Source organism: Paenibacillus sp. V4I7, assembly GCF_030817275.1.
Classification (GTDB): domain Bacteria; phylum Bacillota; class Bacilli; order Paenibacillales; family NBRC-103111; genus Paenibacillus_E.
Window position 1 is genome coordinate 5,140,812 of record NZ_JAUSZD010000002.1, and the last position, 19,918, is coordinate 5,160,729.

Below are 19,918 nucleotides of genomic sequence, written 5' to 3' on the forward strand. Positions count from 1 at the left end.
GCTTCGCTATCGCATCATATGATTGGTTTTTTTTATTTTGGTGTTAATTTCAGATAGCGGTTACATTTTTCGATATTTGCTTGGCGTAATTCCACAATACTTTTTGAAAAGCTTGTTAAAATGAAAATAGTCCTTATATCCCACGCGCTCTACAATCTCATGTATGGATAGCGTAGAGCCGCTCAATAGTTCTTTGGCCAGGCCCAATCTCTTGTTAGTTACATAATCCGTATATGTTATTCCCGTTTCCTTCTTAATAAGGGTGCTTAAATAACCAAGACTGATATTAAATTGCTTGGATAAATCGCCGAGTAAAATATCCTCCGTAAAGCTGGCATCGATATGATCGATAATCTTCTTCGCTGTCTCATTGGAAATCAGCAACTCTTCGCCGGCTTGTTGCTCGAAGATGGCCTTGATCCTTTGGAATAGTTGCTCGATCGAGCTATAATAGCGGACGATTTGGTAGTAGTTCAAATATTCGATTTCGTTAATTGCCTCGCTGTTGCTGTAATATTTATAAATGAGCGAGACGATTTGGTTATAGAACATGGATATTTGGTCGATCAACATGTGCCTAGACTTGCATTCATTACAAAGCTCATCCAGCCCTTTATGAATTTGCTCCTGCTTTTGTTCTTTAATAGCTACTTCGATTTTAAGTATCGTTTTCGTCAGCGCTGCAGCAGGGTCAGTCGCTTTATATTCGATCATCTGTTGACCTTGTTGGTTGAAAGAACTGAACAGGGCAATATCCGATTCCTGATAAAGCTTGGCAACGGGTGTAGAGAAAACTCCTATGCTGCTTATTCCGATACACTGGGTATCGGAAAGATTTACCGAGATGAAATCCAATAAATCGATTGGGTTATTGAATTCATCGTAATTTAACAGAATGGAGATTTTGTTCTGCCCTGTACGAAAGCGGATATACTTTATCCTGTTATTAGTAATAATCCCATCTTCGGCATCCGAGAACGTGGAGTGGCCATATAAACAGCTAATGAACCGGTAATGGGGATATTCGAAATCAATTCCCTTATTGGTCAAAAAATTGCTGATTTTTATTTTGTCATCGGGCTCAAGTAATTCAAATAGATCATCCAGGAACAAATCCAATCCTTTGTATGCTTTTTGCTTCTCCGTCAACACGTTTTTTAACCGCACTAAAGTATCGATGAGCTTATTTTTGTCGACCTGCTTCAACAAATAATCAAAGGCGCCGAGTCGGACTGCTTTTTGCGCATACTCAAACTCCGCATAGCCGCTGACCAAAATGACATGGGTATCCAACTGCTGCTCCTTGATTTGTTCCAACAGTTCAATTCCGTTTAATCCCGGCATTCGGATATCCGATATCACGACGTCAGGTTTTTTGTCCAAAATCGTTTCCAGCGCCGTTAACCCGTTATACGCCTCCCCGATCACGGTATAGCCCAAGCTCTCCCAATCAATCAACGCTTTTATCCCGTATGCGACCCACGGCTCATCATCTACAATCAATACGCTGTACATGGTTATTTGTCCTCCAGTTGTTCTGAATAGTTCTGTGCAGGGAAGGTGATACTAATCGTTGTACCCAAATGTAATTTACTTTGTATGGTCATCTTAGCCTCATCACCGTAAAACAACTTGATTCTCCGATAAATATTGGATAACCCAATTCCTAGTTTAGCATCTTTCTCCGAATGGCTAGGTGTGTCAAATTGCCGCAGGCTGTTTAAAAGCTCCTCAAGCCGCTTATCCTCCATCCCATATCCGTTATCTCGGATTTCGTATTGAATCTGGTTCTGTGCAATCTTTTGTACCGTAATCTGAACGAGGCCGTTGTCGATTTTTTTCTCCAATCCGTGAAAAATTGCATTTTCCACAATCGGTTGAAGCAGCATTTTAAGCGTTTTCACTTCTAATAACTCCTCATCCGCCTCAATTGCCACTTGCATTCTTCCCATAAAACGAAACTCGATTATTTTCGCATATTCTTTGACATGAGATATCTCATCCTGGATGGTTACGAAATCGTTCCCTTTGACCGAGTATCTGAACATATTGGATAAGGATGTCGATATATCAGCAATTTCCTGAACTTTGTAATAAAAAGCGATAGCGCGGATACATTCCAATGTGTTGTACAAAAAATGGGGGTTAATCTGATTGCGAAAGGCCAAAATTTCCATCTGATTTTTTGTAATTTCGATTTCGTACTTTTGCTTTTGCGTCAACTGAATTTCTTTGCTTAAGCTGTCGATTTCGTCCAGCATTTTATTCAGGTTGGCAGCGAGTACGCCGATTTCGTTACGGTAGACCACAGGAAAGCGGCTTTCTCCCCCCGTCTTCGGGTAGGACTTCATAAAATCCATGAGCGCTTTTACCGGTCGTAAGATACGGGTGAAAAAAATGATCAGGAAGAGGCCGAGCAAACAAAATATGACCGCATATGTCGTTATGTTCAGCCTTTGCACGATATTCAATTCCTGCAGCAGCTCTTTCTTCGGAATGATGCTGATCAGCTCCCACCCGGTCCGGGACAGCGTACTCGTCTGCATGATATACCGGTTGTCGTTTTTCCATTTCTCCAACTGGGATATATTGAGGCTGGAGGGGTTCCCATCGCTTGCCATAATATTCTTATTTTGGTCCAGAAGAAGCAGCCGGGAATTGGCTGTCATTTTTGCATTGTTCATTATATTGCGGAAATTGCCGACATCCATGAGAAATACGCTTGTTCCCATGTATTCTTTGACCGGTGTGATTTCCAAATTATAAACCGGAACGGAGATGGAATAGTTTGGCATTGTTTCGCCTGTACTCGGATTCGTCAATAAACCGGAATATTCGATCCTTGGAGGAGGCAGTCGGACGGTTTCGCCGATCCCGATACCCGAATCGGCGATCATCTTTCCTTCCGGGTTGTAAAGCTGGATGCCCCGGATATTCGCTTTCAATGTAGTAGTATTGGAGAAAACCGATTCGATTGCGTCGTACATGAGATTCCTGGACAAAAAATCCTCCAAGCCCAAGTAGGTTTGCACCGTCGGACTATACAGCATCGAATCCGAGATTCTCTCCATATCCGTATAAAAGCTTTCCATATTATCTTCAACCTGATTCAATAATTTGGCGGTGGAGTCCGTTACTTTGCTCTCGACAATACGTTTGGCAATCGTGTTCGAGATGACGAATGAGATCAGGAGGATGATCAGCATCATCAAAATCAAATAAAGGATTTGCCTGGTAAGGCTGAGGTTACGAAAGTGTCCCATCATGCTTATCAATTCCTCTTCACTTTGATTTTTACTGTTATTCAGTTATATCAATAAAGCAAGAAGACGTAAACGCTAAAGTGCTGGGATTTTCTCGAAGCTTTTCTGAACAAAAAAACTACGACGGCATAAATAACTAACATCGTAGATTTCTCCATTGTTTCTCACGATTGGGGTTTCCGCTTTCATACTCCTATTCGGATTAATCTGGAACAGTAAAGTCATCTCGGCCGACTGCCCCTTTTTCACATCATAAATCATAATTTCATTCATGAAATTTCCTCCCTATCTAATTTAAACCATGCAGTTTGGTGAAATCCTCGGGGCTCATCCCCGTATACCGTTTAAAGACCGCACAGAAATAACTGGGATTGACAGCGAAGAGTCACTCAACAGTTCTTTGGCCAGACCAAATCTCTTGTTAGTTATATAATCCGTGTTGTTCCCGTTTCCTTTTTAATAAGCGCGCTTAAATAACCGAGACTCGATCAACATGTGCCTAGACTTGCATTCATTGCAAAGCTCATCCAGCCCATTATGAAAATTTGCTCCTGCTTTTGTTCTTTAATAGCTACTACGATTTTAAGTATCGTTTTCGTCAGCACTGCGGCAGGGTCAGTCGCTTTATATTCGATCATCTGTTTACCTTGTTGGTTGAAAGAACTGAACAGGGCAATATCCGATTCCTGATAAAGCTTGGCAACGGGTGTAAAGAAAACTCCTATGCTGCTTATTCCGATACACTGGGTATTGAAAAGGTTTGCCGAAATAAAATCCAATATACCAATCGGGTTTTTGGATTCATCATAATTTAACAGAATGGAGATTTTATTTTGTCCTGTACGAAAGCGGATACATTTTATTCCATCGTTTGTTATAATCATAACTCCGGCATCTGAAAACGTTGAGTGTGGATATAAACAACTAATGAACCGAAAGTTTCAGTAAGCTTATTTTTGTCGCCTGCTTCAACAAATAATCAAAGGCGCCGAGTCGTACTGCTTTTTGGTGCATACTCAAACTCCGCATAGCCGCTGACCAAAATGACATGGGTATCCAACTGTTGCTCCTTGATTTGTTCCAACAGTTCAATTCCGTTTAATCCCGGCATTCGGATATCCGATATCACGACCTCAGGTTTTTTTCCAAAATGGTCTCCAGAGCTGTTAACCCGTTATATGCCTCCCCGATCACGGTATAGCCCAAGCTCTCCAAATCAATCAACGCTTTTAACCCATATACGCCCCACGGCTCAACGTCAACAATCAATACGTTGCACATGATTATTTGTCCTCCTGTTATTCTGAATGATTCTGTGCAGGAAAGGTGATTCTAATCGTTGTACCCACATGCAATTTACTTTGTATGGTCATCTCAGCCTCATCACCGTAAAACAACTTGATTCTCCGATAAATATTGGATAACCTAATTCCTAGTTTGGCATCTTTCTCCGAATAGCTAGATGTGTCTAATTGCCGCAGGCCATTTAACAGCTCCTCAAGTTCCATATCTTCCATCCCGTATCCATCATCTCGGATTACGTATTGAACTTGGTTTTGCGCAATCTTTTGCACCGTAATCTGAACGAGGACGTTATCGATTTTTTTCTACAATCCGTGAAAAACTGTATTTTCTACAATCGGTTAAAGCAGCATTTTAAGCGTCCTCACTTCCAACAGGTTTGATATGCGAGATTTCATCCTGGATGGTTACGAAATCGTTCCCTGAACATATTGGATAAGGATGTCGATATATCAGCAAATTCCTGAACTTTGTAATAATAAGCGAAGCGCGGATACATTCCAATGTGTTGTACAAAAAGTGGGGGTTAATCTGATTTCGAAACGCTGAGATTTCCATCTGTTTTTTCGTGATTTCGATTTCGTACATCTACTTTTGCGTAAGCTGAATCTCTTTGCTTAGGGTATCAATTTCATCCAAGCATTTTATTCAAATTAACGGCGAGCACGCCAATTTCATTAAGATGGACAACGTTGAAGCGGTTTTCTCCACCCTTTTTCGAGCAGTGTTAGTGTTGGCCACTGTCAGCACATTTCCGCTCCATGTATTTTTCACCTTATACGTTCAGTTAGCGATGCTTGCCGTTGGATTGGACTCAGCCGACTGTGTCGTCCGCGCTTTGTACGCGAGACTTTACGAGTTCCATTTGTAAATCTCGATCTGTACATTTCAGCCCCGCCAGAAATTGAAAACGTTTACTAATTCCATTATGCTGACGGATTTAGCTCCGGTCTTTAGACCTCTTCGGAAATTGTTGTGCTTCTTCAAATACAAATAGGGGCTTTCCAAGAGATAGCCCCGTTAAAGAATTTGTTTTTATACCTTTTAGAAATGCCGCAGGTTTGCATTGCCTACACTTGGCCGCCATCTGCTCCGATGGCATGGACGGGGACGGCTTGCAAACCCGGGTCCCAACCTTACATATATGAAGGCTTAACCGTATAAATAAACCCGGGCTCTGTATCGAAAGCGATCGTCCCGTATGCGTTGCTTTCGAACTGGGCGGTTCTGCCGTCCGCTTCCACCTTCAGCGGAACTGAAGCCGTAACACGGCAAGGACCGCCGAGAAGCGAACGAATCTCTGCCTTTACGAGCGCGTTGTTCTCCCAGGCAAGACCGATCTCAAAGCCCCCTCTTGCTCGAAGTCCTTTGACTGAGCCGGTTTCCCATGCATTTGGAAGAGCAGGCAGCAGACGGATGGCGCCGGCATGAGACTGCATCAGCATTTCGGCTACGCCGGCCGTTAAGCCGAAATTCCCGTCGATCTGAAACGGCGGATGCGCGCCGAACAAGTTCGGATAGACGCCGCCGCCTGTGACGCTGCCCACATCGGTGTGAACGAGATTCAGCACGTTCCCGATTAGCTGCAAGGTGCGGTTTCCGTCGCCGAATCGTGCCCACAGGCTGATTTTCCACGCGAGGCTCCAGCCGGTGCCGATATCGCTGCGCCGTTCGAGCGAGCGCTGCGCCGCTTCGAACAGCTCCGGCGTTGCCTCCGCGGTCAACTGACAGCCGGGATAAACGCCGAACAGATGCGACACATGGCGATGCTGCACATCCTGATCCTCGAAATCAAGAAACCATTCCTGAAGCTGACCGTATTTGCCGATCTGATACGGAAGCAGCCTGGACCTAGCCTCCGCCAGCTCCTCCCGGAAGCTATCATCCATTCCAAGTATATTCGCCGCCTTGATGCAGTTCGTGAACAAGTCCCAGATCAGTGCATGATCCATCGTCGCCCCTTTGCTGACGGCAGCCATTTGGCCGTTCGGCAATACAAACTTATGCTCGGGGGAGGTGGATGGCGATGTGGCCAGCCGACCGTCCGGTTCCTCCTGCAACCAATCCAGGCAGAAGAGTGCCGCTTCCTTCATGATCGGATAGGCGTTGTCACGAAGGAACGACGTATCTCCACCGAATGCATAATGCTCCCACAGATGCTGGCTTAGCCAAGGACCGGCCATGAACCAGCTCGCCCAAACGGGGTCCCCGTTGCCGAAGTCTCCTACCGGCGCGGAATGGCACCAGATATCGCTGTTGTGATGCGCGACCCAGCCGCGGGCGCCATAATTGATGCGCGCGGTTTCCGCCCCTGCCTTGGCCAAATTGCCGATGAAATCAAGCAACGGCCCATGGCATTCGGCCAAGTTGCACGTCTCCGCGAGCCAATAATTCATTTCCGCGTTTATATTTAACGTATAATTGCTGCTCCAGGGCGGCCGTGTTTCTTTATTCCAAATTCCCTGTAAATTCGCCGCCTGCGTGCCGGGCCGGGAACTCGCGATCAGCAGGTACCTGCCGAATTGAAACAGGAGTTCCACCAGTTTCTTGTCCTTCACTCCGTATTCGGCAACGCGTATGTCTGTCGGTACGTCGCCCGGAATGTCGGATGGCCCCAAATCAAGGGTAACTCGATCGTATAAAACGCGATAATCGGCAATGTGAGAGGCATAAAGCTTTGAATAAGTCTTATTAAGAGCCGCGTTCAAGTGTCTCTCTGCGATTTGGGAAGGGTCGACACCCTCCGCTGCCGGATTACGGTCAAAACCATGAAAGCTCGTTGCTGCGCTAAAAATGATGGTCGCGGTTGTAGCTGATTCGACATGCAGTCCGTCATGATCGGCATAAGCCTGGCCATCTTCGGTCCGAATAGCAAGCCTTCCATCGAAGCGTGTGCCGGATTCGCCGTAACGAATCGGATTGCTGGTCTGATAGTAATTCGGGTCGACATGGATCGGAGCCCTGCCTCTCATCACGATGCGTTCGCCCTCGGGACCGATTTGATGCCGGAGCGGACTCCATAGCTTGGCCGTAAAGTTCAGCATGCCGGGACGGTCCGCCTCGATCCGCATAACAAGAGTTTGATCCGGGAAGGAAATGAAGCAGGTTCGGGTGTATGTGACTTCGCCGATCCTATATCTAACCGATGCAGCCGCCGTCTCCAGATCCAGCAAACGTTCGTACTGTGTGGCATTATCGCCGTGATAAAAGTGTACGGTCAAATCCCCTAAAGGCATAAATGATTGCGTATAAGGACCCATCGCTTTTTTGCAAAGAGCGTCCGCTTCCTCATAATTCCCTTCGTTAATTTGACGGCGAATTTCAGGAAGCGCCTTCTGGGCGTTTGGGTTCGTCCCATCCTTCGGTTCCCCCGACCATAGCGTATCCTCATTCAGCTGCAAGCGTTCGGTCTCGATCCCTCCGAATACCATCGCTCCGATACGGCCGTTTCCTAACGGAAGCGCCTCTGTCCAATAGGATGCAGGTTTCGTGTAATTCAGCTTCAAATGATTCGCTCCTCTTCACAAAAAAGTTGCCGCTAACTCCTTCCATACAGAGCCTGTAGCGGTACATACTTCAATTTATCTCAACCCTACTTCCTCATGGAGTTCGAGCAAGATATCTTGGGGCTCCTCCGTCAATATGTTAAGAAAAAAAGCCTCAATGAGCCTTTATCTTCTGACCCCGCCATGCAATCTTTATTTTAACATTATATTTTATTCATCCTATATCGTAATCTAGCATTGATATACTGTTTTTTGATATTTACATATAATCAACCCTCTAAACGCCGAAGCGTTTCTTTACAAAGGCCTTGTCCTCTCCACATAATAAAATCCTACGTGTAATCACCTTGGATAAAAATCCAGCATATCCACCAGCAATACTAGAATTAATAAAGCGGAAATCCCTACCAAAAGAAATCTTGATATATGATTAGGAAAGGGCAGGCCGAAAATAATTCGTCTGTCCTCTCTGCAGTTGAATGGCTTAATAAAATATTTGGTATTATGGCATAGTTAATTACAATTTATTGGGAAATTGCTATCTTTTTTTAATTCTTGCACCACAACTATAGCTTGTCTACAAGGATAAAACAGCAAGGCAATTACCTACCTTTGCCAGTCAATCCGCGTGTTCTCTCTGCCCATGAAAATAATAGTTTTCATACATTCCCCCGTAAAATACTCTCAATTAATATAGGCTCAGTGCCTTTAACACTAGATACGCTTTCCGAGCATTGTAGGATCAACAAGTATCACATATGCAGGTTGTTCCAGAAGTCTGAGCAAACCTCGCAGCTTGCATACCTGAAAGATCGACGGGTGGAGGCAACCATTGCTTTGCTCAGAACCACGGATTTGCCTATCCATGAAGTTGGGGGGCGTTGTGGCTACGAAAGTCCAAGGCTGGAATTCCCTTATCATGCCATTTATTTTGAATAAAGGACATTATCAGCCCTTTGTTGAAGTTTTGTTAAGCTGCCCGTTAAGCTTGAAAATAAACAAACCGGCCCCCTTTATTTTTCAAGGAGTTCCGGTCTTATAAACATTAAACAACTTCATTCAACCGCACAATCCGCTTCGCCTGCTGCGCAATCAATAAGTCATGCGTAATCAAAATAATCGTCCGACCTTGTGCATTTAATCTCTTTAATATGTTTAAAATCTCTACACCTGTCTTCGAATCTAACGCTCCCGTAGATTCATCTGCCAAGATGATCGGAGGATCTCCTGCCAACGTTCGCGCAATAGCGACACGCTGCTGCTGCCCGCCAGATAATTCTGATGGAAAATGCCTCTTGCGATCTAGCAAGTCCACCGCTTCCAGTGCTTGTAAAACAAACGGCTCTCTTTCCTTTTTGCTCATTCCCCTATAGATCAAGGGCAACTCTACATTCTCATAGGCACTAAATCTCGGCAGCAGGTTAAAACTCTGAAAAACAAATCCAATCTTCTGATTACGAATCTCAGCAAGCTGAGAATCCTTAAGCACGTTTATTGCTTGACCATCTAGGTCATAAATACCTTTATCTACAATATCCAAGCACCCGATGATGTTCATCCGTGTGGATTTGCCGGAACTTGATGGACCCATGATTGCTACGAACTCTCCATGATTAATATCTAATGAGACATCATCTAATGCTTTAATCGTTTCCTCGCCCATCGTATAATGTTTACTGGCATTCTCGATGTGAATTAACGTCATAACCTTCACCTCCATTACTTGCACAAAGTCCAAATTAATGAAGTATCCGATTCGTGACCTCACCGCTTCGCCTTATAAAACTCATGATACAGCTTCATCAGCGCTCTTTTCTCGATCCTCGACACATACGAACGCGAAATCCCTAGCTCCTTCGCAATCTCCCGCTGCGTCCGCTCTTCCCCGCCAAGCTCCAACCCAAACCGTCCAACCACAACTTCCTTCTCCCGATCATCCAAGATCTCCAGATTGCGATAGATTTTGCTCTTCTCTATTTTAAGCTGCACTTTATCCACGACATCGTCAGCTTCCGTGCCGAGGATGTCGATCAACGTAATTTCGTTCCCCTCTTTGTCCGTTCCGATGGGATCATGCAAAGACACATCTTTGCGCGTTTTCTTCAGTGAACGCAGATGCATCAGGATCTCGTTCTCGATACAGCGAGCCGCGAATGTCGCCATCTTCGTCCCTTTGTTCGGCGAAAACGACTCGATCGCCTTAATCAAACCGATCGTCCCAATCGAGATTAAATCCTCGAGATCTTCTCCTGTGTTGTCGAATTTTTTGAGGTTGTGAACACGAAGCAACGTAAAATTTCATTAATAGTCCATTAAATGAACACAAGACTGCTACACGGCAGCCTTGTGTTATATATTGCATTCTCGTTACCTGGCCACACATGCAGCGCAAGCACATTGATGCAGACATCTTTCATTTACTAATAAGTCAGAGACTACCCCAAATAGTACTATGAATGTTTTATGATTTGTGTGACACCATCGAAGTGGAATCTGGGGTAAACCTTGTGTCCCAATAGTCCAAGCAATCTACCGTTGTAAACCGATACGTTAGTCAATAACTTCTATAAAGGGATAATTGCAAGCCCAGATGCTGCATTTCCTACTGTTATCGTGTCAATAACCTTATTATCCCTAATTCTTATTACAGAAACTGTATTTTCTCCAAAATTGGCAACATAGGCATATTTACTATTTTGTGTAATGGCTACAATGCCGGGTTTGATCCCCACAGGTATGGTAGCTATCACCTTGTTATTAAAAAGCTTTATGACGGAAACTGTGTTATCCCCTTCATTACCAACATAGGCAAATTTGTTGTTAGGGGTTATGGCTACACCGATTGGTTTAACTCCTACTTTAATCTTTTTTAGAATCCTTCGGCTATGAATACCTATAACCAAAACATTATCATCCGTGGTGACATAAGCTAATTTGCGGTTCGTCGTGAAAGCAATTTGATCCGGGCCAACACCGGCTTTTATCGTGTCAATAACCTTATTGTGTTTCACATCGAAAATAGAAATCGTATTGCTGTCGTTATTACTTACAAATCCTAAAGTTTTTTTGCCCATCTTCTTAGGCGTAATGGTTACTCCTACCGGCCTTTTTCCGACCATTATCGTTTCAACGACTTTTTGTTTCTTTATACATATTACTGAAACGGTATGATCAGCCGAATTAGTAACATAGACGAACTTTCGCGATGTACCTACATCCGATGGACTTTTTCCGACCTGGATGGTTCGGATAATTGTATTTGTTTTTCTTTTGATTACTTGAGCGGTATTATCGCGTTTATTGACAACATAAGCATACTTCCCATCGGGTGTAACAGCAATCTCAAAAGGTCCACTACCTGTCTTGATTGTTGCCTTAACCTTTCTTGTTCGGGTATCAATCACCGACAGGGTATTATCGTTGTAGTTCGTGACATAAGCGAAATGAAATGATGGCGAAGGTCTACACGTGGTCACAAGGAATAACCCTCCTTCATTTTATAACTTAATCTAAGTTATTAATCTGCATAAAGGAGTGGCACGGCCATTTTATAGATATTTGGCCCTAAGCTTGAGCGTGATTTACGGACCCTATTAAATCGCCTTTCTCCCCCTAAAAGCAAAAAATAAGGGCGCCCATAAGGCCCCCACCTTCACCACCATTACTTGCAAAGTGTCCAAATAAATGAAGTATCCGATTCGTAACCTTACCGCTTTGCCTTATATAACTCATGATACAGCTTCATGAGCGCCCTTTTTTCAATCCTTGAAACGTAGCTCCGCGAAATACCCAGCTCCTTCGCAATCTCCCGCTGCGTCCGCTCTTCCCCGCCAAGCTCCAGACCAAACCGGCCAACGACGACTTCCTTCTCGCGATCGTCCAAGATTTCCAAGTTCCGATATATTTTACTCTTCTCTATCTTGAGCTGCACCTTATCCACGACATCATCCGCTTCCGTTCCGAGGATGTCGATCAAAGTGATTTCATTCCCATCTTTGTCCGTTCCGATGGGATCATGCAAAGACACATCTTTGCGCGTTTTCTTCAGAGAACGTAAGTGCATCAAAATCTCGTTCTCGATACAGCGAGCTGCAAACGTCGCGAGCTTGGTCCCTTTGTTCGGCGAGAACGACTCAATCGCCTTAATTAATCCTATCGTCCCGATCGAGATCAAATCCTCAAGATCTTCCCCTGTATTGTCGAATTTTTTGAGGTTGTGAACACGAAGCAACGTAAATTCAAAATAATACACAGTGCCATTTCATAGAGAAGGTTAAACTAGCATGATTTTGATACAATAGAAGACATTTGTGATTCAATTTCTTAGTGTAGCTTGGCTCATCGGGAATTCATCAGGCACGTAACCACTCTCCTGTTCACTAACTCGGATCAGATATGCCGCCATCAACCGAGATGACAAAAAAAGCTTCCCTATAGTCGCCTGGTGTTTGACCTGTATATTTACGAAAAACTTTGTAAAATGTCCGGCGATTTTCGTAGCCTACGTGTTTCGCAATTTTGTCCAAAGACATCCCCTTCATCCCAATCAGAAGCTGCTTAGCCTTCTCTACTCGGACTTCATTGAGAAGAAAGTTGAATGTGTTACCCGTTTCTTTTTTGAATATTTGCCCTACATACACAGGATGCTGATCCAACAAAGAGGCAGCGTCACCAAGAGAAATATCCTTCATATAATTTGTCTTAATATAGTCAATTAAGATTCTGATATTCTCATTAGAATTCCCTTGTGGTTCCCCGGCTTCTTGCGTTTTAAGCTGAGTGGCTTGTTTCTCCTCCATAATATCAATTGCCATTCTTTTTAATAATTCGGCTAACTCCAACTGATTAATAGGTTTCAACAAGTATTCTTTGACTTGCAAGCGAATACCTTCACGTGCATATTTAAACTCGTCATATCCCGAGAGAATGATAAAGTGGGAGACATCTTTCTTTTGAGCCTCGCGAATCAGAGTCAAACCATCCATTTCAGGCATTTGAATGTCAGTTATTATCAAGTCAGGACGAAAGTAATCCATCTTTTCAAGCGCTTCGATACCATCGTTTGCTGTAACAATCTTGGTGAAAGCGGTATTTTCCTTTTCTACCATGTCCCGTATGCCAGCTAATATAATCTGTTCATCGTCTACGATCATTAACTTCAGCATCGCCGTTCTCCTTTAAATAAAGTCGAAGTGAACAAACAGTCCCCTCACCAGGAAGGCTGCTAAACATCACGCCTGATTGCCCCCCGAAATACGCTTTCACCCGTTCGGCTACATTTGTAAGGCCAATGCCCATTCCTTGTGTTTCAGAAATACCACTAACAGCTTCGCCTGCAAGTGCTTGCCGCAGTACTGTAAGCGCATCTTCGGAAATACCTGATCCGTTGTCAGACACCTCGATGATAGCGTAATCCTGCTCCTTGGCAAATCGTATGGCGATTTGCTTGGCCCCTCTTCGCTTCGATAGACCATGAATGATACTATTTTCAACAAGAGGTTGTAAAATAAACCTCGGACATTTTAACGTCATCAGCCCTTCTTCAGGGACTATCTCATAGTAAAGATCACTCATCCGAATTTGATGGATGGAGAGGTATCTTTTTACATTGTTCAATTCATCCTGAAAAGTCGTTTCATCTTGTTTGGACAAACTGTAACGCAAAAGATCCCCAAGGGAATAAGCCATATCCGCAACAGTGGAATCACCACTTGCCCTGGCCAGCATGCGCATCGTTTCCAGCGTATTATATAAAAAATGGGGCTGGATTTGTGCTTGCAGCATTCTAAACTCAGCTTCTTTCTTCAGCAATTCTACTTTTTGGACACGGTTTACCAGTTCATCAATTCGATTGATCATGCCATTGTAGTTCAAGATCAGAAACCCGACCTCATCTATTCCTACGCGCCCAGTGTACGGGTGATATAAGGAATCAGCTTCTACCCGGCGCATATGTCGCGACAATAGAATGAGTCGTTTGGTCAGGGAAGAAACAAAAACGTAATACAGAATGGTCAACAAGGCAAGCAATGCAAAGCCTCCCGTTATCCACCAGATCTTATGGCGGAGCAACGTAAACAAGGCATCCTTCTGGTTAATTTCAATAATCTTAAGCCCCAGTCTCGACAAGTCCGTTGAATTGACAAGCATTTGGTTGCGATCAGTCATAAACGTTTTACTCCAATTCGCAAGTGCGGAAGACTTAATCTCCATTAGTTGATTTTTGGGAAAAGAATTGTCCATTTTTTGATACACGATGTTGCCATCTTGACTCACCAATAGGATCACATTGTTAGGATGGAGACTCCGAAGCTGATCGAGGAACTCCTTAAAGAATATGGATTGAACAGTAATTTGAAGTACACCAAGATCGTTAGAGTACGAATCGTTATAAATCTTGTGAAAGTAAGCCAGTGTTGGTACTTCACCGATGGAATCGATTGTCCATATCCCTTTTTTCGGACCCATTGCCTTCCAATCAGAGGTTTTAATGACATCTTCCAATTCGTGATAAGCCTTAAAACCGGTAACGTTCAGTAAACGTTCTTCATATTTAGGGTATATGGTAAGATTTCGCACAAGTTTATCTCCAAGATATGAAAATGAAATAGCGGGTACGATTTCTTTCAGATAGGCGTAAATTAAATCTCGATCATTGGTGTAGTCTCCTCGCAAAAATTCAATTAAAGCGTTGTTATTCTGATATATCGAGTAAAGTGATTCGATCTTAACTAGACTAGCGTCAAGATTAACAGCTAATTGTTCAATATTCTGCTGATTAGCTAGTTGGTATTTCGCAATAAACTTATCATTCATCTGGCTATAAACAAAATAGGCAAAAGTAAGGAACGGAATAATAATCAGAAGAATATAGCCTACAATCATTTTAGTACTCATGCGCATATTCTTCACGGCTCCGTTTCCAAAAAATGAACGAACTCATACGGAATGATAGACCATCCAATATGGCTACATTCCGTATGAGTTTATATGATCTCTTATTTTGCTTTCGTCAAACTATCGTACTTTTCCTTCAACGGTCCGTACTGCTTTGTGGCCCACGCTTCCAATTTAGCGATACCGATTTTTTCAGCCTTGCTCAGCATGTCATCGTACGCTTTTGCGGCTTCCGCCTCCGATTTCGAAAGATACACTTTCGTGACTTCCGTTTTCACCATATTATCGATATTAGCCCGAATAATCTGCTCCGGAGAATCGGTATCCGGATTAATCATGCCGATCGCCGGGTTATATTTCGTAATTTTGGAGTAGGCTTCCCCTTGACGCGTCGTTTCCGAGCCTTTCTTGTAGGAGCCTAAAGCCATGCCAACACCGCTCTCCGTTGGCACGCCCCACCAGTAAACACCTTTCTTCTTGAGAATTTCAATATTTTGGACATCATAATTAAATTCTGGATATCCTGCTGCGTTCCAGGTCCAATCCTTATCTTTAATTCCCCACTCCGCTGTTCTCCACCCATCTTCCGAAAATAAGTATTTGAGAAGCCTCACGGTCGCCTCGACATTCTTATTGTTCTTGGTTACGTACATTCCCAGTCCGCCGGTTCCGGTACTGATGATGGATGCGTTCGGTCCGAGCGGCTCCGCGAGTTGAACGAACTTGAGATTTTTATCTTTTGAGTCTGCATTGAGGCGGTCCGCAGCGGAATAGGTCCATGTGTAAGCAAAGCCTTTGCCGGCGAGCACCATTTGCTCGGTCTCCGACTCGTTCTTATACGCGAAATTTTCCGACGTGACAAAGCCGTTGCGATACAAACTGTTCATATAAAGCATCGACTTGCGTACCTCATCCTGTCTGAGATAATATTCAATCTTGCCGTTCTTGTCGACAAACCCACCCTGAGCGCCGAATTGCGTATCAAAAAAAGGTCTTAGCCAATTCGGGTTCAAGATTAATGGCGTCATTTCCGGGTGCTTAGCTTTAACATCGGCGAAAACCTTATTGAGGTCGTCAATCGATTTGATAGCTGGATTTCCGATTTCCTCCAAAATATCTTTGCGCATAGCAAGTCCCGGAACCATCATATGTGCGTAAGGATTGGCTTTCCATTCAGCTTCCGTTGAGAAATCATTGCGGATGGCGTAATAATTGCCATCAGTTACGGTACTAACCAGCTCTTTAATCGGATCAAATTTTACATCCGGAGCGTACTTCGGAAAAATTTGATTGTACGGAAGACTAAGTTTTGCATCTGACATGAGTTTGAAGTTGAAAGACACCACGATATCTGGCAGATCACCGGAGGCCGTCATCAAAGCCAGTTGCTTGTCATCGGTAGCAACAGTGACTTTTGGCTTCACACAGGTTGCTTTTGTAATCGCTTCCGGAATTTCGCCCGACCATTCCTGGAACGGATACCACGTGGCATCGACGAACATATTTAGCTCGACAGGTGATGTACAGGGACTTGGATTCTCGCTTGTACCAACAGCGGTTTTGGTGGCCGCTGGAGTACTACTCACTGATGAATTTCCCCCATTATCCGTACTCGTGCTGCAGCCTGCAAGCACACCCCCTATCAGAAGCGGAGCGACTACCATTTTGGTGATCCTTTCGATTCGTTTTTTCATTTTCTTTCCCCCTTCATAATAACTTCTTATTTTCAAGCACTCTGATTGACATCCAAATAAGAGTGCTATAAAAATATTGCTTTCAACCCTTGACGGAACCAAGCATTATACCCGATACGAAATGCTTTTGCAGAAACGGGTACACGCCGAGAATGGGAACGATCGATATAACCATGGCGGTGGCCTGAATAGAAAATGGTGTGACGCTCGATCGCGACATGGCGGCCATCTGCGCTTCTCCGGAAGGGACCATCGACTGATTAATGACTTGCATCATTCGATAGGTAAGCGTACGCAAGTCCTCGTCCTGTACGAAATAAGCGGAATCAAGCCATGAGTTCCACTGTCCTGAGCCTAAGAATAGACTCATCGTCGCAAGCAGCGGCATAGAAACCGGAAGTATGATCTTTGTGAAAATGCGAATTTCAGAGGCGCCATCCATACGTGCCGATTCCCCAAGTTCATCGGGAATTTCCCTAAAAAAGGAGATCGCGATTAGCAGGAAAAACAGATTCAGCATGCTCGGAATGACATAAACACCAAATGTATTAATCAGTTTAAGGCTCTTTAAAACGATATAGTAGGAGATCAATCCGCCGGAGAAGTTCATGGATACGATTACAATTAAGAAATAGCTTCTCCTGAAAATCAGATCTCTCTTGGACAGTCCATAAGCAACTAAACAAGTAAAGAGAACGGCAAGCGATGTCCCTATGACAGTTCGAAGCACCGAGATACCCAATGATTTAATCCACTTCGGATTTTCGAGGAAATAGAGATAGTTACCGAGCGTGAAGCTTCTCGGCCATAGATACATGCCTCCGGCGGCTGTATCGGTGCCGGCGTTAAACGTGATCAACAAAATGTAATAGAACGGATATACCGTAACAAAAACGATGATGACTAGGACGACCGCTATAATGGAATCCAGTACGCGATCCTCGACTGTTTTTCTTCTGCGCAAAATGGATCACCTCCTTTTTTCTTGTCGAACTAGAACAATCCAGTTCCCGACACACGCTTGGCAATCGCGTTGCTGGTGAAAATCAGCATGACCGAAATAACGGATTGCATCAAATCAATTGCGGTTGCGAACGAGAATCTTCCTTGCGCAAGCCCTATCGTGAAAGCGTAGGTCTGAATGATCTGAGACTTCTCGCTGTTTAATGTATTGCCGAGCAGCATCGCCTGTTCAAAATTCGATCCGACTAAGCCGCCGCCTAGCATGCTGCCAATTGTCAGAATCAAAACAACGATGCTTGCGTTCTTCAGCCCGGGCAGCGTAATATAGAGAATTCGCTTAAGCCGCCCCGCCCCATCGATTTCCGCAGCCTCATAGAGTGAAGGATCGATACCGGCAAGTGCCGCAAGAAAGATAATCGTCCACCATCCGGCCTCTTTCCAGATGGCCGTAGAAACTGCGAGTCCCCAGAAGGCATCCGGGTTCGTCAGAATGTCGAGCGGTTTATCCACAAGATGGAGCGATTGCAATAGGTAGTTAATGATGCCGAAACCGCTTGAGAAGAACGAATAAGCAATGCCGGTTACAACTACCCAGGAAACAAAATGAGGCAAGTAACTGACCGTCTGGACGAACCGTTTGAGGAATACATGCTTCACTTCACTGAGCAGAATGGCAAACAAAATCGGGATTGGGTAGGAAAAGATGATTTTTAACAAGCTTAAAACCAGAGTATTGCGCACTAGCATCGGAAAATTGTAATCATTAATTAACTCTTTGAAGTGGGTAAGCCCAGCCCACGAGCTTGTAAAAATACCTTCAATTCCTGTCGATATTTTATAATTCTTGAACGCAATAATAATTCCAAACATCGGAATGTAACTAAAAATCAATAGGAACACAAGCCCGACCCAGACAAATAGCTGAAAAGGCAGCTGATTTTGAAAGCGTTTTAGAAATACGTCATTGTTCATAACTATCACCACCCTCTAAATTTTTGTATGTCTATAATTACCTTTATGTCTAAATTATAATTTGAAGGGTGCCTACGATGATACGGTTCATTTCCAAGATAAGTGTGCCTATTTTAAAGCTTTAAATACCTGAAATTGCCGTTCCTAATCCATTTCCGGACAGTTCATATCCAATCATTCGTTTAAAGGGAAAACTTCACCCAAAGAGAGGAACATCTTTAAGGTGAAGTCTACCAAAGACAAACTGAATACCAAGTTGAAATTTTTGGTATTGTTAAGTACAAGCTTGCGTTAAGCTTGTTGAACACACATAATAAAATTAAAAGGCTGCTTGAAATCTTCTTACGAAACAATTTAAAGAATCTGCAAAAGGGGGGATTGGTCAAGTGGAGCTCCCAAAAGTTAATGTCGAAAATATGAACGTTAAGATTTCGTTAGGCGGTTTATTGTTAAACGTTTTGTATATCAGATTCGGGGTCTTTTATCAATCCTTTCTCGAACACAGCCATAGCATGAAAAGCTACGAACTGCATTATATTCCTCAGGGACAGGGAATCTTGGTAGCAAACGGCCGAAATTATCCGATACATCCTGGCACTCTTTATATGACTGGCCCAGATATTGCGCACGAGCAAATCACGGTTCTCTCCGACCCTATGGCGGAATACTGCATATGCTTTGAAGTGTTGGCCAATAACATTAACGATGATCCGGATCTTTCCTCTATAGCAAACCAATTCGTTCAAACAACTTTTTGGTTCGGTCAGGACAAGCAGAATTTGTTGCCATTGTTCGAGCAACTCTCCTATGAAACAACCAATCAATATATCGGCTACTACCTGACGGTTCAACATATTATCGAGCAGATCGTCATCAAGCTGGTCAGAAACTACACAAACAGTGTTCTGACCTCCTCTGCTATGCCGCTTAAAACCTTAGACGACGAGAGAGTCGTTATCATTGAAAATAGTTTTTTATACAACTATGATGATTTAACTATACAGAAGCTCGCTCAAAAACTGGGACTAAGTGTGAGACAGACGGAGAGAACCATTCAACAGTATTATGGCCAATCGTTTACGCAAAAAAAGACCCAAGCAAGAATGACGGCTGCCGTTCACCTTCTTATTACAACCTCAATGACCATTAGTGAAATAGCGCGACATGTCGGTTTTTCTTCATTGGAACATTTTTGTACTGCTTTTAAGAAATACTACAATACCTCGGCAGGTGAGTTTCGCTCCTTGCGCAAGCCCTTTGATCACAATGTGACATGTCATTGAAGACAAACGGTAATAAATTGTACAACTCGAACATCGCA

Annotated in this window: 21 protein-coding genes and 2 pseudogenes; 4 read left to right on the forward strand and 19 right to left on the reverse strand. The window is 43.7% G+C overall.

Features of this window, described 5'->3' with window-relative positions; translation table 11 throughout:
* Positions 1 to 60: 60 nt before the first annotated feature.
* The 9 genes and pseudogenes from QFZ80_RS24095 to QFZ80_RS39170 form a co-directional block, all read right to left on the reverse strand.
* Complete coding sequence (locus tag QFZ80_RS24095) at positions 61 to 1,515, reverse strand: response regulator transcription factor (protein WP_307561421.1); 1,455 nt, start codon at positions 1,513 to 1,515, stop codon at positions 61 to 63.
* Between the two features lie 2 nt (positions 1,516 to 1,517).
* On the reverse strand, positions 1,518 to 3,266 hold the full coding sequence (locus QFZ80_RS24100) for a cache domain-containing sensor histidine kinase (RefSeq protein WP_307561423.1): 1,749 nt from the start codon (positions 3,264 to 3,266) through the stop codon (positions 1,518 to 1,520).
* A 72-nt stretch (positions 3,267 to 3,338) separates the two neighbouring features.
* Positions 3,339 to 3,536 carry a hypothetical protein gene (locus QFZ80_RS24105; protein ID WP_307561425.1) on the reverse strand — a complete coding sequence of 66 codons (198 nt, stop codon included), beginning with the start codon at positions 3,534 to 3,536 and terminating at the stop codon, positions 3,339 to 3,341.
* 16 nt (positions 3,537 to 3,552) lie between these two features.
* A pseudogene (locus tag QFZ80_RS24110) lies at positions 3,553 to 3,636 on the reverse strand (hypothetical protein); the annotation flags it as partial.
* A gap of 115 nt (positions 3,637 to 3,751) precedes the next feature.
* Positions 3,752 to 4,147 (reverse strand): hypothetical protein, encoded by a 396-nt coding sequence (locus tag QFZ80_RS24115; RefSeq protein WP_307561427.1) that lies wholly within the window; start codon positions 4,145 to 4,147, stop codon positions 3,752 to 3,754.
* A gap of 95 nt (positions 4,148 to 4,242) precedes the next feature.
* Positions 4,243 to 4,374, reverse strand: coding sequence for a response regulator (locus QFZ80_RS39165; RefSeq protein WP_373460153.1), 132 nt, complete (start codon positions 4,372 to 4,374; stop codon positions 4,243 to 4,245).
* A gap of 14 nt (positions 4,375 to 4,388) precedes the next feature.
* Positions 4,389 to 4,544: a response regulator gene (locus QFZ80_RS24120; RefSeq protein ID WP_307561429.1), complete on the reverse strand. Its 156-nt coding sequence runs from the start codon at positions 4,542 to 4,544 to the stop codon at positions 4,389 to 4,391.
* Between the two features lie 17 nt (positions 4,545 to 4,561).
* Positions 4,562 to 4,837, reverse strand: a complete 276-nt coding sequence (locus QFZ80_RS24125; RefSeq protein ID WP_307561431.1) for a sensor histidine kinase — start codon at positions 4,835 to 4,837, stop codon at positions 4,562 to 4,564.
* 82 nt (positions 4,838 to 4,919) lie between these two features.
* Positions 4,920 to 5,153, reverse strand: coding sequence for a histidine kinase (locus QFZ80_RS39170; RefSeq protein ID WP_373460154.1), 234 nt, complete (start codon positions 5,151 to 5,153; stop codon positions 4,920 to 4,922).
* 25 nt (positions 5,154 to 5,178) lie between these two features.
* Here QFZ80_RS39170 and QFZ80_RS24130 point away from each other — a divergent pair, with 25 nt between their 5' ends.
* A complete protein-coding gene (locus QFZ80_RS24130; RefSeq protein ID WP_307561433.1) occupies positions 5,179 to 5,436 on the forward strand; it encodes a hypothetical protein in 258 nt (85 codons plus the stop codon).
* A gap of 265 nt (positions 5,437 to 5,701) precedes the next feature.
* Here QFZ80_RS24130 and QFZ80_RS24135 read toward each other — a convergent pair whose 3' ends face one another.
* The gene (locus tag QFZ80_RS24135) at positions 5,702 to 8,071 is read right to left on the reverse strand and encodes a glycoside hydrolase family 95 protein (RefSeq protein ID WP_307561434.1); all 2,370 of its coding nucleotides are present in this window, start codon (positions 8,069 to 8,071) and stop codon (positions 5,702 to 5,704) included.
* Positions 8,072 to 8,358: 287 nt separating this feature from the next.
* On the opposite strand from QFZ80_RS24135, the pseudogene QFZ80_RS24140 reads away from it, so the two are divergent.
* Together QFZ80_RS24140 and QFZ80_RS24145 are read left to right on the forward strand one after the other, a co-directional pair.
* Positions 8,359 to 8,481, forward strand: a pseudogene (locus QFZ80_RS24140) (IS6 family transposase); the annotation flags it as partial.
* A gap of 292 nt (positions 8,482 to 8,773) precedes the next feature.
* Positions 8,774 to 9,010, forward strand: coding sequence for a helix-turn-helix domain-containing protein (locus QFZ80_RS24145; protein WP_307564225.1), 237 nt, complete (start codon positions 8,774 to 8,776; stop codon positions 9,008 to 9,010).
* 106 nt (positions 9,011 to 9,116) lie between these two features.
* On the opposite strand, the gene QFZ80_RS24150 is transcribed toward QFZ80_RS24145, so the two are convergent.
* The 9 genes from QFZ80_RS24150 to QFZ80_RS24190 all read right to left on the reverse strand — a co-directional run bounded on the left by QFZ80_RS24150 (position 9,117) and on the right by QFZ80_RS24190 (position 18,597).
* Complete coding sequence (locus tag QFZ80_RS24150; protein WP_307561436.1) at positions 9,117 to 9,776, reverse strand: ABC transporter ATP-binding protein; 660 nt, start codon at positions 9,774 to 9,776, stop codon at positions 9,117 to 9,119.
* Between the two features lie 59 nt (positions 9,777 to 9,835).
* Positions 9,836 to 10,360: an RNA polymerase sporulation sigma factor SigK gene (sigK, locus tag QFZ80_RS24155; RefSeq protein ID WP_307561438.1), complete on the reverse strand. Its 525-nt coding sequence runs from the start codon at positions 10,358 to 10,360 to the stop codon at positions 9,836 to 9,838.
* Positions 10,361 to 10,635: 275 nt separating this feature from the next.
* Positions 10,636 to 11,547, reverse strand: a complete 912-nt coding sequence (locus tag QFZ80_RS24160) for a beta-propeller fold lactonase family protein (RefSeq protein ID WP_307561440.1) — start codon at positions 11,545 to 11,547, stop codon at positions 10,636 to 10,638.
* Positions 11,548 to 11,777: 230 nt separating this feature from the next.
* Entirely contained in the window at positions 11,778 to 12,323 is a 546-nt protein-coding gene (gene sigK / locus QFZ80_RS24165) for an RNA polymerase sporulation sigma factor SigK (protein WP_307561443.1), read from the reverse strand.
* Positions 12,324 to 12,450: 127 nt separating this feature from the next.
* On the reverse strand, positions 12,451 to 13,236 hold the full coding sequence (locus QFZ80_RS24170) for a response regulator (RefSeq protein WP_307553505.1): 786 nt from the start codon (positions 13,234 to 13,236) through the stop codon (positions 12,451 to 12,453).
* Positions 13,208 to 14,968, reverse strand: a complete 1,761-nt coding sequence (locus QFZ80_RS24175; protein ID WP_307561445.1) for a sensor histidine kinase — start codon at positions 14,966 to 14,968, stop codon at positions 13,208 to 13,210. Before QFZ80_RS24175 ends, QFZ80_RS24170 begins: the two co-directional genes overlap by 29 nt.
* Before the next feature lie 101 nt (positions 14,969 to 15,069).
* A complete protein-coding gene (locus QFZ80_RS24180) occupies positions 15,070 to 16,662 on the reverse strand; it encodes a type 2 periplasmic-binding domain-containing protein (RefSeq protein ID WP_307561447.1) in 1,593 nt (530 codons plus the stop codon).
* An 82-nt stretch (positions 16,663 to 16,744) separates the two neighbouring features.
* Positions 16,745 to 17,626: a carbohydrate ABC transporter permease gene (locus QFZ80_RS24185; RefSeq protein ID WP_307561449.1), complete on the reverse strand. Its 882-nt coding sequence runs from the start codon at positions 17,624 to 17,626 to the stop codon at positions 16,745 to 16,747.
* A gap of 29 nt (positions 17,627 to 17,655) precedes the next feature.
* Positions 17,656 to 18,597, reverse strand: a complete 942-nt coding sequence (locus tag QFZ80_RS24190) for an ABC transporter permease (protein ID WP_307553501.1) — start codon at positions 18,595 to 18,597, stop codon at positions 17,656 to 17,658.
* 386 nt (positions 18,598 to 18,983) lie between these two features.
* Between QFZ80_RS24190 and QFZ80_RS24195 the strand changes: the two genes are divergently transcribed.
* On the forward strand, positions 18,984 to 19,880 hold the full coding sequence (locus QFZ80_RS24195) for an AraC family transcriptional regulator (RefSeq protein WP_307553500.1): 897 nt from the start codon (positions 18,984 to 18,986) through the stop codon (positions 19,878 to 19,880).
* Positions 19,881 to 19,918: the final 38 nt, after the last annotated feature.

Excerpts from the sequence above, each read along its gene's own strand:
- QFZ80_RS24095 (WP_307561421.1), bottom strand. The coding sequence starts at position 1,515 with ATGTACAGCGTATTGATTGTAGATGATGAGCCGTGGGTCGCATACGGG.
- QFZ80_RS24100 (WP_307561423.1), bottom strand. The coding sequence starts at position 3,266 with ATGATGGGACACTTTCGTAACCTCAGCCTTACCAGGCAAATCCTTTAT.
- QFZ80_RS24105 (WP_307561425.1), bottom strand. The coding sequence starts at position 3,536 with ATGAATGAAATTATGATTTATGATGTGAAAAAGGGGCAGTCGGCCGAG.
- QFZ80_RS24115 (WP_307561427.1), bottom strand. The coding sequence starts at position 4,147 with ATGATTATAACAAACGATGGAATAAAATGTATCCGCTTTCGTACAGGA.
- QFZ80_RS39165 (WP_373460153.1), bottom strand. The coding sequence starts at position 4,374 with ATGCCGGGATTAAACGGAATTGAACTGTTGGAACAAATCAAGGAGCAA.
- QFZ80_RS24120 (WP_307561429.1), bottom strand. The coding sequence starts at position 4,544 with ATGTGCAACGTATTGATTGTTGACGTTGAGCCGTGGGGCGTATATGGG.
- QFZ80_RS39170 (WP_373460154.1), bottom strand. The coding sequence starts at position 5,153 with ATGTACGAAATCGAAATCACGAAAAAACAGATGGAAATCTCAGCGTTT.
- QFZ80_RS24150 (WP_307561436.1), bottom strand. The coding sequence starts at position 9,776 with ATGACGTTAATTCACATCGAGAATGCCAGTAAACATTATACGATGGGC.
- QFZ80_RS24170 (WP_307553505.1), bottom strand. The coding sequence starts at position 13,236 with ATGCTGAAGTTAATGATCGTAGACGATGAACAGATTATATTAGCTGGC.
- QFZ80_RS24175 (WP_307561445.1), bottom strand. The coding sequence starts at position 14,968 with ATGAGTACTAAAATGATTGTAGGCTATATTCTTCTGATTATTATTCCG.
- QFZ80_RS24180 (WP_307561447.1), bottom strand. The coding sequence starts at position 16,662 with ATGAAAAAACGAATCGAAAGGATCACCAAAATGGTAGTCGCTCCGCTT.
- QFZ80_RS24190 (WP_307553501.1), bottom strand. The coding sequence starts at position 18,597 with ATGAACAATGACGTATTTCTAAAACGCTTTCAAAATCAGCTGCCTTTT.